This is a genomic window from Nocardioides terrigena (genome assembly GCF_003047265.1).
GTDB lineage: Bacteria > Actinomycetota > Actinomycetes > Propionibacteriales > Nocardioidaceae > Nocardioides > Nocardioides terrigena.
This window is the reverse complement of record NZ_PZYY01000012.1, coordinates 59,210-73,650: the sequence shown is the minus strand read 5'-3', so window position 1 is coordinate 73,650 and position 14,441 is coordinate 59,210. Positions and strand designations below refer to the sequence as shown.

Genomic DNA, 14,441 nt, shown 5'->3' with positions numbered 1-14,441 from the left:
GGACCGGCGCGCGCGTGATCGTCCGATGATCGTCGGCGTCGGAATCGACGTGGTCGACCTGGACCGCTTCGAGGAGTCGTTGCAGCGCACCCCGGCGCTGCGCGAGCGGCTCTTCACGCCGTCCGAGGCGTCGCGACCGCACGCCTCGCTGGCGGCACGCTTCGCGGCCAAGGAGGCCATCGCCAAGGCGCTCGGCGCCCCCGTCGGCATGGCCTGGCACGACGCCGAGATCGTCTCCGAGGAGACCGGCCGACCGCGCTTCGAGATCCGGGGGACGGTGCTCGCGCAGGCCGAGGCGCTCGGCGTCCGGCACGTCCACGTGTCCCTCTCGCACGACGCCGGGATCGCCTCCGCCGTGGTGGTCCTGGAGGGCTGAGGGCCGACCCCCGCGGGCTGGGGCTACGGTGACGCCATGGGCTTCCTGGACTCCGTCAAGAACGTGCTCCGGGGAGCCGTCGCCGCCCCGCCCCCGCAGGCCGGGCGGACGCCCGAGGAGGTCCCCGACGAGGTGCCGGCCGAGGTCCCCGTCGAGCCGGCGTACGCGACGTACACGGTCCGCACCGGTGACACCCTCGGCGACATCGGCGCCCGCCACGGCGTGACCCGCGACGAGCTCGCCCGGCTCAACGGCATCGACGAGCCGGACCTGATCTTCCCCGGCCAGGAGCTGCGCCTCCCCGCGAGCTGACGGACGCGGGGCCGGGGCCCGGCCAGCCGCTAGCGTGGCGGCATGCGCCGTGCCCACACCGTCCCCCAGGTGCGCGACGCCGAGGCCGACCTGATGAGGTCGCTGCCCGACGGCGTCCTCATGCAGCGCGCCGCCACCGGCCTCGCGCACGCGGTCCTCGACCTGCTCGGCGGCGGCTACGGCCACCGCGTCCTGCTGCTGGTCGGCTCGGGGGACAACGGCGGCGACGCGCTGTACGCCGGGTGCGCGCTGCTGCGCCGCGGCTCGCGGGTCGCTGCGGTGCTCCTCGGTGGCAGCCACCACGAGCAGGGACTGGCCGCGTTCACGGCGGCGGGCGGCACCGTGGTGGACGACGTCGCCGACGCGCCCCGCCCCGACGTCGTGGTCGACGGCATCGTCGGCATCGGGGGACGACCCGGGCTGCGGCCCGAGGCGGTCGCGGCGCTGGCCGCGCTGGTCGGTGTCCCGGTGGTGGCGGTCGACGTGCCCTCGGGGGTCGACGTGGACACCGGTGAGCTCGACGGGCCGCACGTGGTCGCGGACCTCACCGTCACCTTCGGCACCCACAAGGTCGCCCACCTCGTCGGCCCCGCGGCCGGGGTGTGCGGGGCGGTGCACCTCGTCGACCTCGGCCTCGAGCTGCCGCCCGCCGTCGTGGAGTCCCTCCAGCCCGAGGACGTCGCCGCACTCGTGCCCCGGCCGGGGCCCGACGACCACAAGTACACCCGTGGCGTGGTCGGCGTCCGCGCCGGCTCCGAGACCTATCCCGGGGCCGCGCTGCTATGCGTGGCCGGGGCCTCCAGCGGCCTGGTCGGGATGGTGCGCTACGTCGGCAGTGCCGCCGACCGGGTCCGGGGCGCCCACCCGGAGGTGGTCGGCGACGGTCGGGTGCAGGCGTGGGTGGTCGGCCCCGGTGGCGGGGACGAGGCGGCCGAGCAGCTGGCGGCCGCCGTCGGCAGCGGCGTACCCGTGCTCGTGGACGCCGACGGGCTCGCCCACGTACGGCCCGGGCAGGCCGCCGTGCTCACGCCGCACGCCGGTGAGCTGGCCCGGATGCTCGACACCGCTCGCGAGGACGTCGAGGCCCGTCCGCTGGCCCACGCCCGCCTGGCCGCCGAGAAGTACGACGCGGTGCTGCTGCTCAAGGGTCGTCACACGCTGGTGGTGGCGCCGGACGGCCGCACACGCGTCACGACCACCGGGCTGCCCTGGCTGGCGACCGCCGGCGCCGGCGACGTCCTGTCCGGCCTGATCGGCGCCTTGCTGGCCGCCGGTCTCGATCCGTGGGACGCCGCGTCGGTCGGCTCCTGGCTGCACGGCGCCGCCGCGACGCTGGCGTCGGGCGGCGGGCCGCTGGTGGCGGGCGACGTCGCGGCGGCGCTGCCCGCCGTGGTGCGGTCCCTGCCGTGACCGGTGTCGGGTGACGGATGGAAGAATTGCCACCATGCCCCCCCGTGCCGAGATCGTCGTGGACCTCGCGGCGATCCGTCACAACGTGCGCCTGCTGCGGGAGGTCGTCGGTCCGGACGTCGCGATGATGACGGTCGTCAAGGCCGACGGCTACGGCCACGGGATGGTGCCCGTCGCCCGGGCCGCCCGCGAGGCCGGCGCCGGATGGCTGGGCGTCGCGACCGTGGACGAGGCCCTCGCGCTGCGGGCAGCGGGGGACACCGGACGGGTGCTGTGCTGGCTCACGGTCCCGGGGGAGGACTACGCGGTCGCGGCCGCTGCGGACCTCGACGTGACGGCGTACACCACGACGGAGCTCGACGAGATGGTCGCCGCCGGGGTGGCCCGCGTCCAGATCAAGGTCGACACCGGCCTGTCCCGAGGCGGCGCGGCCCGCGCCGACTGGGAGGGCCTCTTCGCCCATGCCCGCGGCCTCGAGCGCGACGGCCGGGTGCGGATCACCGGCGTCTGGTCCCACTTCGCCGCCAGCGACGACCCGGACCACCCCGCGAACGCCGCCCAGGAGGCGGCCTTCGCCGAGGCCCTGGCCCTCGCGGCGTCGGCCGGACTGGACCCCGAGGTGCGGCACCTGGCCAACTCCGCCGCCGCGATCCTGCGACCCGGGTCGCGCCACGACCTGGTGCGCTGCGGCATCGCGTCCTACGGCCTGGACCCGGCGCCGGGAGTGCCCCACGACCTCGACCTGCGACCGGCCATGACGGTCCGCGCCGACCTGGCGCTTGCCAAGCGGATCCCCGCCGGCGCCGGTGTCTCCTACGGCCACACGTGGGTCGCCCCGCAGGACACGACGGTCGGCGTCGTCCCCGCCGGGTACGGCGACGGCATCCCGCGCGCCGCCGGCAACCGGGTCGAGGTCTGGGCCGGGGGCGCGCGCCGTGCGGTCCGGGGCCGGGTCTGCATGGACCAGCTGGTCGTCGACCTCGGCGACGACACCCTCCGGCCCGGTGACGACGTCGTCCTCTTCGGTCCGGGCTCCGCGGGAGAGCCGACCGCGCAGGAGTGGGCCGAGGCGCTCGACACCATCAACTACGAGATCGTGACGCGGGTCGGCGGGCGCCTGGCCCGCCGCCACGTGGACGGAGGAACCGCATGAGCGGCGCACGAGGATCCATCGGCCGCAAGGTGATCGGCGCCGCCGCGGGAGCCGCCGGTCTCGCCGCGGCCGGAGCGGCCGTCGGCGTCGTCGCCCACCGCGCCCGCGTCATCGCGCGGCGCGACGGTGACCAGACGCCGTTCGGCTCGCTGCGCTCGACGCCGCTGCACGTCATCGCCGACGACGCGGTCGACCTCTACGCCGAGATCGACGAGGTCGACCCGTCTCAGCACCACCGGCTCGCCACGGGTGACCTGACCGTCGTCTTCATCCACGGCTACTCGATGCACATGGACTGCTGGCACTTCCAGCGTGCCGGCTACCGCGGCCAGGTGCGGACGGTGTACTACGACCAGCGCTCGCACGGCCGGTCCGCGCGGTCCTCGGAGGAGAACGCCACGATCGAGCAGCTCGGCAAGGACCTGCTGCGGGTCATCGAGCAGACCGCTCCCGGGCCGGTCGTGCTGGTCGGGCACTCGATGGGCGGGATGAGCATCATCAGCCTCGCCCAGCAGCACCCGGAGCTCTTCGGTGACCGCATCGTCGGCGCCGCCCTCATCTCCACCACGGCCGGCGGGCTCGACCCCGGTCGCATCCTCTTCCCGATGCTGCCCCTCGGGCTCGGGGGCCGCTTCGTGGGGCGTGCCGTGCGCACCCTGGACCGCGGCCACCGGATCGTCGACCTGGCCCGCAAGTGGGGCCACGCGGTCGCCGACGTCGTCACCGAGCGCTACGCCTTCGGCGACGAGGTCCCCGCGCACTACGTCGAGTTCCTCTACGACATGCTCAACGACACGCCCTTCGCCGTGGTCGCCGACTTCTACCCGGCCTTCGCGTCCCTCGACCACTTCGACCACGTCGAGGTCCTCGGCAAGGTCCCGACCGCGGTCATCTGCGGCACCGACGACAAGGTCACCAGCATCGGCCACAGCCGCAAGCTGCACGCGCGCATCCCCGGCTCGAGCCTGCTCGAGTGCGAGGGAGCGGGGCACATGGTCATCCTCGAGCGCCACGAGGACGTCAACGCCGAGCTCGACGACCTCATCGAGCTCGCCCTGGCGCGGGTGGAGGCCTCGTGAGCCGTGCCGACGTGACCGTGCGACGGGTGGGACCCGAGGCCGCCGCGGACGTCCTGGCCGTGGTGCGGGCCGCCTTCGGTGCCCGCCCGCCCCTGGACCCGCCTGCCGACGCGATGGCCGACACCGAGGAGACCGTCGCGGCCGACCTCGCGGCGTACGGCGGACTGCTGGCGACCCTCGACGGGCGGCCCGTGGGCACCTTGGTCTTCAAGCCGCTGCCCGAGGCCTTCTACCTGCGCCGCTTCGGGGTCGTGCCCGACGCCCAGGGCCACGGCGTGGCCGCCGCCCTCGTCGACGCGGCCGTCGACGCGGCGATCGGCCACGCGTGCGTCGGTGTGCTGGCCCGTGAGGAGCTGCCCGCGACGATCGGGTTCTGGGAGCGGCACGGCTTCGAGGAGGCCGACCGCCGCCCGCCGTACGTCGAGCTGCGTCGCGCGCTCCCGACGTCGTACGACGCCCCGGACGCCGACGCCATGCGCGACCTCGGCACCCGGGTCGGCGCCGCCCTGCGGGCCGGGGACCTCGTCGTGCTGACCGGCGAGCTGGGAGCCGGCAAGACGACCTTCACCCAGGGCCTGGGAGAGGGGCTGGGCGTGCGCGGCGGGGTCACGTCGCCGACCTTCGTCATCGCCCGGGTGCACCCGTCGCTCGACCACGGCCCCGACCTCGTGCACGTCGACGCCTACCGGCTCGGGGGCATCGAGGAGCTCGACGACCTCGATCTCGACACCTCGCTGGACACCGCGGTCACCGTCGTCGAGTGGGGTGCCGGGCTGGCCGAGGCCCTCGCCGAGCAGCGCCTCGACGTCACCATCACGCGCGCCCTGGCGGACGAGGTGGGGGTCGACGACGCCGACCCTCGTCGGGTCGAGCTGCGCCGGGTCGTCTGAGTAACCTCGCACCGTGCTCCTCGCCTTCGACACCGCCACCCCCTTCGTCACCGTCGCCCTGCACGACGGCGAGGACGTGGTCGCCGAGCGCTCCTCCGACCTGCCGATGAAGCACGGCGAGCAGCTCGCCCCGCTCATCGAGTCGGTGCTCGCCGACCGCGGCCTCGTGCGCCAGGACCTCACCGCGATCGCCGTGGGAGTCGGCCCGGGACCGTTCACCGGGCTGCGCGTCGGGCTCGTCACCGCCCGCACCCTGGCCCTGGCCCTCGAGCTGCCGGTCTACGGCGTCTGCACCCTCGACGTGCTCGCGATCGAGGCGGTCGACTCGGGCGCGGTCGGGGAGGACTTCCTCGTGGCCACCGACGCCCGGCGCAAGGAGGTCTACCTCGCGTCGTACGACGCCGACGGAGGTCGCCTGTCGGGTCCCGAGGTCCTCCGGCCGGCCGACGCCGCGACCGGGAGTCCGGTGGTCGGGGAGGGGGCGCTGCTCTACCCCGAGGCCTTCCCCCGGCCGGTCGGTCCCGCCCGCCCCAGCGCGGGCTGGCTGGCCCGCGTGGTGGCCGAGGAGCGGGCCGAGCTGCTCGATCCCGACCCGCTCTACCTGCGCCGCCCCGACGCCGTGGTCAACGCCGCACCCAAGCGGGTGCTGTGACGATCCGGCTCGCCACCGGGGACGACGTCGCGGCCCTCGCCGACCTCGAGCGCGAGGTGTTCGGCGGCGACGCGTGGGACGCGCGGGCCCTGGTCGCCGAGCTCGAGGGGCCGGGACGTCGCGTCGTGGTCTCCGACGCACCGTCCGGGGAGCCGGCCGGGTATGCCGTCTCGATGACGCTCGGCGACATCGTCGACCTGCAGCGGATCGTCGTACGCCCCGAGCATCGCCGCAGCGGCCTCGCCACCGCCCTCCTCGAGGACCTCCTCGAGCACACCGGGGCGGCCGACCGGATGCTGCTCGAGGTGAGCGAGGGCAACGGCGCCGCGGTGGCGTTCTACGCCGCGCACGGCTTCAGGCGCATCGACGTGCGACCGCGCTACTACCGCGACGGGTCGGACGCCCTGGTCCTGCAGCGGGACCTGCCGACCGGGTCGGGGACAATGGCGCCATGAGTGACGCACCCCTCGTGCTCGGCATCGAGACCTCCTGCGACGAGACCGGCGTCGGCATCGTCCGCGGCACCACCCTGCTGGCCGACGCCATCGCCAGCAGCGTGGACGAGCACGCCCGCTTCGGCGGGGTCGTGCCCGAGGTCGCGAGCCGGGCGCACCTCGAGGCCATGGTGCCGACCATCGAGCGGGCCTGCGAGACGGCCGGGATCGCGCTGCGGGACGTGGACGCGATCGCCGTCACCAGCGGGCCCGGGCTGGCCGGTGCCCTGCTCGTGGGGGTCGCGAGCGGCAAGGCGCTGGCCCTGGGCCTCGGCAAGCCGTTGTACGGCGTCAACCACCTCGCCGCCCACGTGGCCGTGGACCAGCTCGAGCACGGGCCGCTGCCCGAGCCGTGCCTGGCCATGCTCGTCTCGGGGGGCCACTCCAGCCTCCTGCGGGTCGAGGACGTGACCGCGGGCGTCGAGCCGCTCGGCGCGACCATCGACGACGCGGCCGGCGAGGCCTTCGACAAGGTGGCCCGCCTCCTCGGGCTGCCCTTCCCGGGCGGCCCGCACATCGACCGGGCGGCAGCGAGCGGCAACAGCGTCGCCATCGACTTCCCCCGCGGGCTGACCGCCCGGCGCGACATGGAGCGGCACCGGTTCGACTTCTCCTTCAGCGGGCTCAAGACCGCGGTGGCCCGCTGGGTGGAGACCCAGCAGCGCGCCGGCATCGCCATCGACGTCAACGACGTCGCCGCGTCCTTCCAGGAGGCGGTCTGCGACGTGCTGACCCGCAAGGCCCTCGACGCGGCGGTGACCCACGGGATCGAGGACATCCTCATCGGCGGTGGAGTCGCGGCCAACAGTCGGCTGCGCGCGATGGCCGTCGAGCGGGCCGAGGCGAAGGGCATCCGGGTGCGGGTGCCGCGCCCGGGCCTGTGCACCGACAACGGGGCCATGGTCGCCGCGCTGGGAGCCGAGCTCGTGCAGAGAGGTCGAGCGCCGTCGGCGCTCGACCTCCCTGCAGACTCGTCCCAGCCCATCACCACCGTGGTGGCCTGAGCCCGGCTCTCAGTCGAGCACGCCCGTGCCGGCCGACTCGTCGCCCAGCCAGTCCTCCTCGTAGACCAGCGCGTCGCGCTGCTCGGTGCGCTCGTCGGTCTTCCTGGTCGCGCCGCGCGTGCCGGCGGCGGAGCCGTTGCTCCCGCGCCGGAACAGACCCCGGCCCTTGCCGGAGCCCTTGGCCTGGCCGGTGCCCTTGGCAGAGCCATTGGCCGCGGCGCCGGAGCGTCCTGCGGCACCGGTGCGCCCGGCAGCACCCTTGGCGCCGGCCGACCCGGCGGAACGAGGGCTGGACCCGGCCGAACGGGGGCTGGAGCCGGCCGCCTTGGCGCTCGAGCGGCTGCCGGCGCCGGCGACCCCCTTGGCGCCAGCGGCGCCCCGCGGCCCACCCGCGGAGGCCCCGCGGGCCCCGCCGGGCGCAGTCCCGCGCGCGGGACTGCCGGCACCCCGCGCGCCCGACGAGCCCGCGCCCCGGCTCAGCGAGCCCGGACCGGAGGGCCGAGTCGTGGCACCGATGCCCTTGACGCCCGCGCTGCGCAGCGGGGCGGCCGGAGCCGAGCCCCGCATCCCTGCGGCACCGGCCGCGCCACCCGCCAGACCGCCCGCAGCCATCCCGGCGCCACCCACGCCGCCGCCGGCGGGGCCGCTCGGGGCCGGGCCCGAGGTCGGGGAGCCGGGGGAGTACTGGGAGCCGCCGTCGGTGCCACCGGCCACGTTGCTGCCGGGCTGGTAGCCCGGGTTCTGGGGCGGTTCGTACGTCGGGTGGTCGATCGGGTTCGTCGGCGTCGGGTTCGTCGGGTGCGGCGGCGTCGGGTGCGGCGTCTGTGTCGGCGGGTCGATGTGCGTCGGCGGCACCGGCTGGTCGGGGTCGCGCGGACGGTCGGGGTCGCGCGGCTCGGGCGTGCCCGGCGTGCCGGGAGTCCCGGGCGTGGTCGGCGAGGTGGGTCCGCCGGGCGGAACGCCTCCCGGCGTCGACGCGGGCGGGGGCACGTCCTCCATGGGGTCCGGCTCGCCGTGGATCTCCTTCATCACGAGGGTCTGCGCGGCGTACTCCTGGTCCATCGCCTCGAGGGCCTTGCGCGCGTTGTCCTCGTACATCTGCTCGTTCTGCAGGTACGTCGCCATGCCGGTGTTGTAGTTGCCCAGCGCCGTCGTCTGCTCGGGGGTGGGCTGCTGGCCCGGCAGTGGACCCTCGGGCTTGGTGGGCGGCTGGTTCATCGGGCCCGACAGCCGGATGCCGTTGTGGGTCTTGATCGCCTCCAGCATGGCCCCCTGGGCGAGACTCAGCGCGGTCGACCCCTTGGTCATGTCCGCGGACTCGGCGTCCAGCTTGTCGGCGATGATCCTGAACTTCGCGACCATCGCCTCACCGGACTGGCCCTCGATCTCGCTGGCGAGGTTCTTGCCGTTCTTGCGGATTCCATCCGACACGGTGTCGATCCACGAGGCGTAGTAGTGCCAGTTGTTGGAGGCGCTGGCGACGTCGTCGTCCTGGGCGCTGGCCAGCACCTGCTGGAGACGGTCTCGGTAGAAGCGGCTCACCATCAGCGATCACTCCCGGGTGCGTTCGGGTGGGTGGGTGGGGTGTTGCGGTCGCCGTCCATCTGGTCGACGGCCGCCTGGGTGCGGTTCAGCAGCGCCTGGGCGGCAGCCTCGGAGTCGGCGTCGGCCGCCGAGATCTCCTTGTCGAAGGTCTCGATGGCCGAGGTGGTGTCCTGGATGCCGAGGATCGCCTCGAGGAGGGCGTTGGCGATCTTGGCGTGGGCCTTCTCGGTGTGCAGGCCCAGGGTCGCGGCGCTGCCGCTCCCGCCGAACCACGTGCCCTTGACCGGGGTGAACCCGTCGGGATCGAACTCCCCCGAGGTGGTGTCGAGGAACTTGACGATCTGCTCGATGACGTCCGGCGGGACCTTGACCGAGCTGAGTGCGGTGCGCACCCCGATCGATCCGCCTACGTCTGCTAGCAGGACCATGGTCTGCCTCCCCTTGGCTCCATGTGGTGTGGACACGTACGAATGTGAGCGGCGCGCGCCGCGCTCTCGCTCGTTCCCCGGGACAGCACGCCCCAAACGTGGCGCGCGAGAATTCACGGCCTAGTCTGCAGCACAGTTCCCGTCGTCGTCTCGGAAGGCGAAACCTCGTGATCCATCGTCTGTGCGTGGCCACGGCCACGGCCGTCCTGGCCCTCGTCCTCACCGGCTGCTCGGACTCCGGGGAGCCGGCCGAGGGGAGTGGCGACGCCGGGGCGTCCGCGTCGTCGACGCCCTCCGAGAGCGCGACGGAGACGGCCTCGACCTCGCCGAGCGAGGCCCCGGAGACGCCGGAGGTCGCTCCCGCCACGGGGCGGGTGCTCAAGGTGAAGGGGATGAGGGTCCACGCGCCGGAGGGGTGGGAGACGACCATGCGGGTGGCGGTCGGTCACGGTTCCTTCCCCCCGGGGCAGGTGGGCACGACCGCCGGCGTGACGCGGTTCCCCAACTCGGGGCTCTTCACGATCGAGGAGATCGCGGACGAGGAGGTCGCCGACCTGGGCAGGGGCGGCAAGCGCCTCGACGACCTCGAGATCGACGGCACGCAGGTCTACCACCTCGTCTGGACGGACGAGAAGGGCGTCGAGGTAGAGCGGTTCGCCACCATCGCCGCGGACCAGCGGGTCGCGCTGGAGTTCACCTTCGCCAACGGTGAGAGCCGGGCCGAGAAGGACGAGATCATCCAGAGCATGCTCGCGACGATGCAGCTCGGATGACGGCGGCACCGACCTGGGGTCGACTCGTGCGCAGGACATGCGCCGCGGTGGGTCTGTGCCTGGTGGTTGCGGGGTGCGGGGCAGGCGCCACGGACCCCGCCGACGAGGGCACGTCCGATGCGGCGTCGGCGTCGCCCGGGTCCCCGGAGCAGCAGCCCTCCGAGACCGAGCCGACGGAGACGGAGCCCGCGGTGGAGCTGGCGACCGGTCCGGCGATCGGCGTGAAGGGCCTCGAGGTCCGCGCGCCGGCCGGCTGGATCACCACGGAGCCGCTCGCCATCCAGCAGTCCGCGGGACCGCCGGACGTCATCGGCTCGATGATCTCGGTCTTCCGCTTCCCCAACAGCGGGCTCTTCACCGTCGACGAGCTCGGTGACGAGGAGGTCTCGGACATGGGGGCCCGGTCACGACGGCGCGACGACGTCGAGCTGGACGGCGAGCAGTTCTACCACCTGACCGGCACCCTCGAGCCCGGCCTGCGCGCCGAGCGGTTCGGCACGATCGTCGGCGACGACCGGCTCTCGGTGCAGTTCGAGTTCGGCAACGGGCAGGGCCGTGCCGAGCGAGACGAGATCATCGCGAGCGTGCTCGCGACCGTCCAGGTCGGCTGACGACCGATCAGCCGACGGGGTGCGCGGGGAACCGGTACTCGGTGCTCATCTGCGAGGGGGCCGGACCGACGACCCGCTCGACACGCCCGTCGATGGTCGCGCGGACCACGTACTGCTCGTTGCCCTGGGTGACGGTCGCGAGCAGCGTTGTCGGGTCCTCCCAGACGACGTCGTTCACGGTCGCGGCGGACCGGGCGTCGTTGCCGCTCACGAAGTCGACCAGCGGCTCGCCCGTCGTTGCGTCGAGGATCGCGACGTTGGGCGAGCCCAGTGAGTCCGAGTACTCGGCCAGCCCGACGATGAAGCGGCCGTCCTGGCTGAAGGCGCCGAGCTGGTGGTCGCACGTCTCCCACTCGACGTCCTGGTCCGCGGAGAGCGGGTCCAGGACGGCCGAGCAGGACCCGACGCCGGTGAACTCTGTCTGCCCGGCCACCAGCCCCGTCGCGGAGGAGGTGCTCACGACGCGGTTGAAGCCGCCGAACTCGGTCATGGTGCCGTCGGCCGCGACCACCCGGTAGCTGTACTGCCCCGTGTCCGGATCGCTCGCCTCGACGACGACGGAGTCGTCCGAGACGTAGCCGCGCGCCCGGTGGACCGCCTCCTCGCTACTGCGGGTGGCGACATCGGTGTAGGTGTAGTCCGCTACCCGGGGCAGCGCCGTTGTGAGCAGGGTCCATCCCCCCGCTCCGTCGTACTGGGTGAACGCCACGTGCCCGCCGTCCTCGCGCACCGCGAGTCCGCTGGCGGGTCCGCCTGCCCCGTCGGTGACCCGGAAGTCACCGTCCAGGATCTCGACCGTCGTGCCCGTCTCGGGCGTTCCTTCCGCCAGGGCGACCCAGCCTCCGTCGCCGTCGGGGACGATCTGGAGGTAGGCCTCGGGGAGGTCGTAGGTCGCAGCAGGGGTGACGAGCTGCTTGGTGTCGAGGACGGTGTACGGGACCCGCGGGGCCGCACCCTCGGGCGCCGAGCGCGGGTCGAGCGGCACCGGCTCGGTGATCGGGGTGATCGTGTCCGCGGGCCGCGGGTCGACGACCCGGTCGTCCCCGCCGCCGGGCATCAGGGACAGAGGCAGCACGATCGCGGCGACGGCGGCCGCGGCTGCCAGCCCCACGGCGGTGTGGCGGCGGCGGCGGATCGTCGTGGCGCGGCCACGGACGTCCGCGAGGTCGAGCGGGGTGTCGTGGAGCGCGTCGGCGCGGCGGTGCAGGGTCTCGCCGACCTCGCGGGCCAGGTCCTGGTCGTGGGTCATCGCTCCTCCTCCCGGGGGTCGGTGTGGCGCGGGTCGAGGCTGCGGGGGGCGCGCTCGCGCAGGCCGGCCAGCGCACGGCTGGCCTGGGACTTCACGGTGCCGGTGGAGATGCCCATGAGGTCGGCGATCTCGGCCTCGGACAGGTCCTCGTAGTAGCGGAGCACCAGCACGGTGCGCTGCTTGGGCGGGAGGGTCTGCAGGTAGGACCAGAGCGCGGCCCCGAGCCCGTCGTCGTACTCGTCGTGGACCGGTCGCTCGGGCACCTCGTCGGTGGCGTGCTCGCGGCGCTTCCACGCGCGGCGCCACAGCGAGTTGTGCTCGTTGACCATGATCCGCCGGACGTAGCCGTCCAGCGCACCGCGGTCGCGGACCTTGTCCCACGAGAGGTAGAGCTTGGCCAGCGCGGTCTGCAGCAGGTCCTCCGCCGCGGCGCGCTCGCCGGTCAGGAGGTAGGCCGTGCGCAGGAGAGCGGCCTGGCGCGCCGCCATGTACGACGAGAACTCCTCGTCCCTGCTGCTGGTCCTGTTGCTGTGGGGCAACGCGTCTCCCGTGAGGACGTCCGATGCACTGCTCACCGAGTCACCTCCCATCCAATCGTGTGCGGGCAGTCGTGTGGAGGACGCCTCCGGGGTGACGCGGGTTGCATGCGGTTTGCAAGGCTTGCGAGGCTCGCCCCACACCACACCGCACCGACTCACCAGGAGTGCACATGCAGCAGGTCAAGGCCGTCGTCGCGAAGGCCAAGGGAGCACCCGTCGAGGTGGTCACCATCAACGTGCCCGACCCGGGTCCGGGCGAGGCGGTGGTGAAGGTCCAGGCGTGCGGCGTCTGCCACACCGACCTCCACTACCGCGAGGGCGGGATCAACGACGACTTCCCGTTCCTGCTGGGCCACGAGGCCGCCGGCGTCGTCGAGTCGGTGGGGGAGGGCGTCACCGGCCTCGAGGCGGGCGACTTCGTCGTCCTCAACTGGCGCGCAGTCTGCGGCAGCTGTCGCGCGTGCGACCGCGGCGAGCCCTGGTACTGCTTCGCCACCCACAACGCCACCCAGAAGATGACCCTGGAGGACGGCACCGAGCTGACCCCCGCGCTGGGCATCGGCTCCTTCGCGGAGAAGACGCTCGTCGCCGCCGGCCAGTGCACCAAGGTCGACCCCGCGGCGCGACCCGCCGCGGTGGGCCTCCTCGGCTGCGGCGTGATGGCCGGCCTCGGCGCCGCGATCAACACCGGCAACGTGACCCGCGGCAAGTCCGTCGCGGTCATCGGCTGCGGCGGCGTCGGCATGGCCGCCATCGCCGGCTCCGCGCTTGCCGGGGCCTCGACGATCATCGCCGTCGACATCGACGACACCAAGCTCGGCTGGGCGCGCGACATGGGCGCCACCCACACCGTCAACTCCAAGGAGTCCGAGCCCGTCGAGGCCATCCAGGCCCTCACCGGCGGCAACGGCGCCGACGTCGTCATCGACGCGGTCGGTCGTCCCGAGACGTGGAAGCAGGCGTTCTACGCCCGCGACCTGGCCGGCACGGTCGTGCTGGTCGGCGTCCCGACCCCGGACATGACGATCCCCGAGATCCCGCTCATCGACGTCTTCGGTCGCGGCGGGTCCCTCAAGTCCAGCTGGTACGGCGACTGCCTGCCGTCGCGGGACTTCCCGATGCTGGTCGACCTCTACCAGCAGGGGCGGCTCGACCTCGATGCCTTCGTCACCGAGGAGATCTCGATCGACGACGTCGAGGCGGCGTTCGACAAGATGCACGGCGGCCAGGTGCTCCGCTCGGTGGTGACGTTCTGATGGGCGGGCTGCGGGTGGACCACGCGGTCGTGTCCGGCACCTTCTCCCTCGACGGTGAGGTGCACGAGGTCGACAACAACATCTGGGTCGTCGGGGACGACGAGGAGTGCGTGGTCATCGACGCACCCCACGACGTCGACGCGATCCTCGACGTGGTCGCCGGGCGGCAGGTCAAGGCGATCCTGCTGACCCACGCCCACGACGACCACTGCCGCGTCGCTCCGGCGCTGCGGGAGCGGGTCACGGCGCCGATCCTGCTGCACCCCGACGACCGGCCGCTGTGGGAGCTGACCCACACCGACGAGCTGTGGGACATGGACCTCGAGGACGGCCAGTCCATCAAGGTCGCCGGGGCCTCGCTCAAGGTGCTGCACACACCCGGGCACGCGCCCGGCGCCGTCTGCGTCTACGTCCACGACCTCGACTGCGTCTTCACCGGCGACACCCTCTTCCAGGGTGGGCCCGGGGCCACGGGACGGTCCTACAGCGATGCCGACGTGATCCAGGAGTCGATCCGCCGCCAGCTGTTCCGGCTGCCCGACGACACCGTCGTCCACACCGGGCACGGCGACGACACCACGATTGCCGCCGAGCGCGAGGCGCTCGGCTGACGGAGCGCGAGGCGCTCGGCTGACGGAGCGCGAGGCGCTCGGCTGACGGAGCGCGAGGC

17 protein-coding genes are annotated in these 14,441 nt (G+C 73.7%); 13 read left to right on the top strand and 4 right to left on the bottom strand.

Annotated features, from left to right (window positions below; translation table 11 throughout):
- Window positions 1-25: 25 nt before the first annotated feature.
- The 9 genes from DAE25_RS20690 to tsaD are packed head-to-tail and all read left to right on the top strand — an operon-like array spanning window position 26 to window position 7,370.
- Window positions 26-376 carry a holo-ACP synthase gene (locus tag DAE25_RS20690; RefSeq protein WP_056887184.1) on the top strand — a complete coding sequence of 117 codons (351 nt, stop codon included), beginning with the start codon at window positions 26-28 and terminating at the stop codon, window positions 374-376.
- 36 nt (window positions 377-412) lie between these two features.
- Window positions 413-688, top strand: coding sequence for a LysM peptidoglycan-binding domain-containing protein (locus DAE25_RS20685; protein ID WP_159083876.1), 276 nt, complete (start codon window positions 413-415; stop codon window positions 686-688).
- Between the two features lie 42 nt (window positions 689-730).
- Window positions 731-2,098, top strand: coding sequence for a bifunctional ADP-dependent NAD(P)H-hydrate dehydratase/NAD(P)H-hydrate epimerase (locus tag DAE25_RS20680; RefSeq protein WP_107768014.1), 1,368 nt, complete (start codon window positions 731-733; stop codon window positions 2,096-2,098).
- A 34-nt stretch (window positions 2,099-2,132) separates the two neighbouring features.
- On the top strand, window positions 2,133-3,251 hold the full coding sequence (gene alr, locus DAE25_RS20675) for an alanine racemase (protein WP_107768013.1): 1,119 nt from the start codon (window positions 2,133-2,135) through the stop codon (window positions 3,249-3,251).
- Window positions 3,248-4,330 (top strand): alpha/beta fold hydrolase, encoded by a 1,083-nt coding sequence (locus DAE25_RS20670; RefSeq protein WP_107768012.1) that lies wholly within the window; start codon window positions 3,248-3,250, stop codon window positions 4,328-4,330. The genes alr and DAE25_RS20670 overlap by 4 nt, the downstream gene beginning before the upstream one ends.
- Complete coding sequence (gene tsaE / locus DAE25_RS20665) at window positions 4,327-5,220, top strand: tRNA (adenosine(37)-N6)-threonylcarbamoyltransferase complex ATPase subunit type 1 TsaE (RefSeq protein ID WP_234411176.1); 894 nt, start codon at window positions 4,327-4,329, stop codon at window positions 5,218-5,220. The genes DAE25_RS20670 and tsaE overlap by 4 nt, the downstream gene beginning before the upstream one ends.
- Window positions 5,221-5,233: 13 nt before the next feature.
- Entirely contained in the window at window positions 5,234-5,872 is a 639-nt protein-coding gene (tsaB, locus tag DAE25_RS20660; protein WP_107768011.1) for a tRNA (adenosine(37)-N6)-threonylcarbamoyltransferase complex dimerization subunit type 1 TsaB, read from the top strand.
- On the top strand, window positions 5,869-6,327 hold the full coding sequence (locus DAE25_RS20655; protein WP_107768010.1) for a GNAT family N-acetyltransferase: 459 nt from the start codon (window positions 5,869-5,871) through the stop codon (window positions 6,325-6,327). Before tsaB ends, DAE25_RS20655 begins: the two co-directional genes overlap by 4 nt.
- A complete protein-coding gene (gene tsaD, locus DAE25_RS20650) occupies window positions 6,324-7,370 on the top strand; it encodes a tRNA (adenosine(37)-N6)-threonylcarbamoyltransferase complex transferase subunit TsaD (RefSeq protein ID WP_107768009.1) in 1,047 nt (348 codons plus the stop codon). The genes DAE25_RS20655 and tsaD overlap by 4 nt, the downstream gene beginning before the upstream one ends.
- A 9-nt stretch (window positions 7,371-7,379) precedes the next feature.
- Here the strand turns inward: tsaD and DAE25_RS20645 are convergent, their stop codons facing one another.
- Complete coding sequence (locus DAE25_RS20645) at window positions 7,380-8,915, bottom strand: hypothetical protein (protein WP_107768008.1); 1,536 nt, start codon at window positions 8,913-8,915, stop codon at window positions 7,380-7,382.
- Window positions 8,915-9,307 carry a hypothetical protein gene (locus DAE25_RS20640; protein ID WP_107768007.1) on the bottom strand — a complete coding sequence of 131 codons (393 nt, stop codon included), beginning with the start codon at window positions 9,305-9,307 and terminating at the stop codon, window positions 8,915-8,917. Before DAE25_RS20640 ends, DAE25_RS20645 begins: the two co-directional genes overlap by 1 nt.
- A 221-nt stretch (window positions 9,308-9,528) precedes the next feature.
- Between DAE25_RS20640 and DAE25_RS23310 the strand changes: the two genes are divergently transcribed.
- Both DAE25_RS23310 and DAE25_RS20625 read left to right on the top strand, forming a co-directional pair.
- On the top strand, window positions 9,529-10,116 hold the full coding sequence (locus DAE25_RS23310; protein ID WP_159083875.1) for a hypothetical protein: 588 nt from the start codon (window positions 9,529-9,531) through the stop codon (window positions 10,114-10,116).
- A gap of 26 nt (window positions 10,117-10,142) precedes the next feature.
- Window positions 10,143-10,727, top strand: a complete 585-nt coding sequence (locus tag DAE25_RS20625) for a hypothetical protein (protein ID WP_159083874.1) — start codon at window positions 10,143-10,145, stop codon at window positions 10,725-10,727.
- Between the two features lie 7 nt (window positions 10,728-10,734).
- On the opposite strand, the gene DAE25_RS20620 is transcribed toward DAE25_RS20625, so the two are convergent.
- Window positions 10,735-11,976, bottom strand: a complete 1,242-nt coding sequence (locus DAE25_RS20620) for a hypothetical protein (protein ID WP_107768004.1) — start codon at window positions 11,974-11,976, stop codon at window positions 10,735-10,737.
- A complete protein-coding gene (locus tag DAE25_RS20615; RefSeq protein WP_234411175.1) occupies window positions 11,973-12,551 on the bottom strand; it encodes a SigE family RNA polymerase sigma factor in 579 nt (192 codons plus the stop codon). The genes DAE25_RS20620 and DAE25_RS20615 overlap by 4 nt, the downstream gene beginning before the upstream one ends.
- Before the next feature lie 134 nt (window positions 12,552-12,685).
- Between DAE25_RS20615 and DAE25_RS20610 the strand changes: the two genes are divergently transcribed.
- Window positions 12,686-13,771: an S-(hydroxymethyl)mycothiol dehydrogenase gene (locus tag DAE25_RS20610; RefSeq protein ID WP_107768002.1), complete on the top strand. Its 1,086-nt coding sequence runs from the start codon at window positions 12,686-12,688 to the stop codon at window positions 13,769-13,771.
- Window positions 13,771-14,382: an MBL fold metallo-hydrolase gene (locus DAE25_RS20605; RefSeq protein ID WP_107768001.1), complete on the top strand. Its 612-nt coding sequence runs from the start codon at window positions 13,771-13,773 to the stop codon at window positions 14,380-14,382. Before DAE25_RS20610 ends, DAE25_RS20605 begins: the two co-directional genes overlap by 1 nt.
- Window positions 14,383-14,441 lie beyond the last annotated feature (59 nt).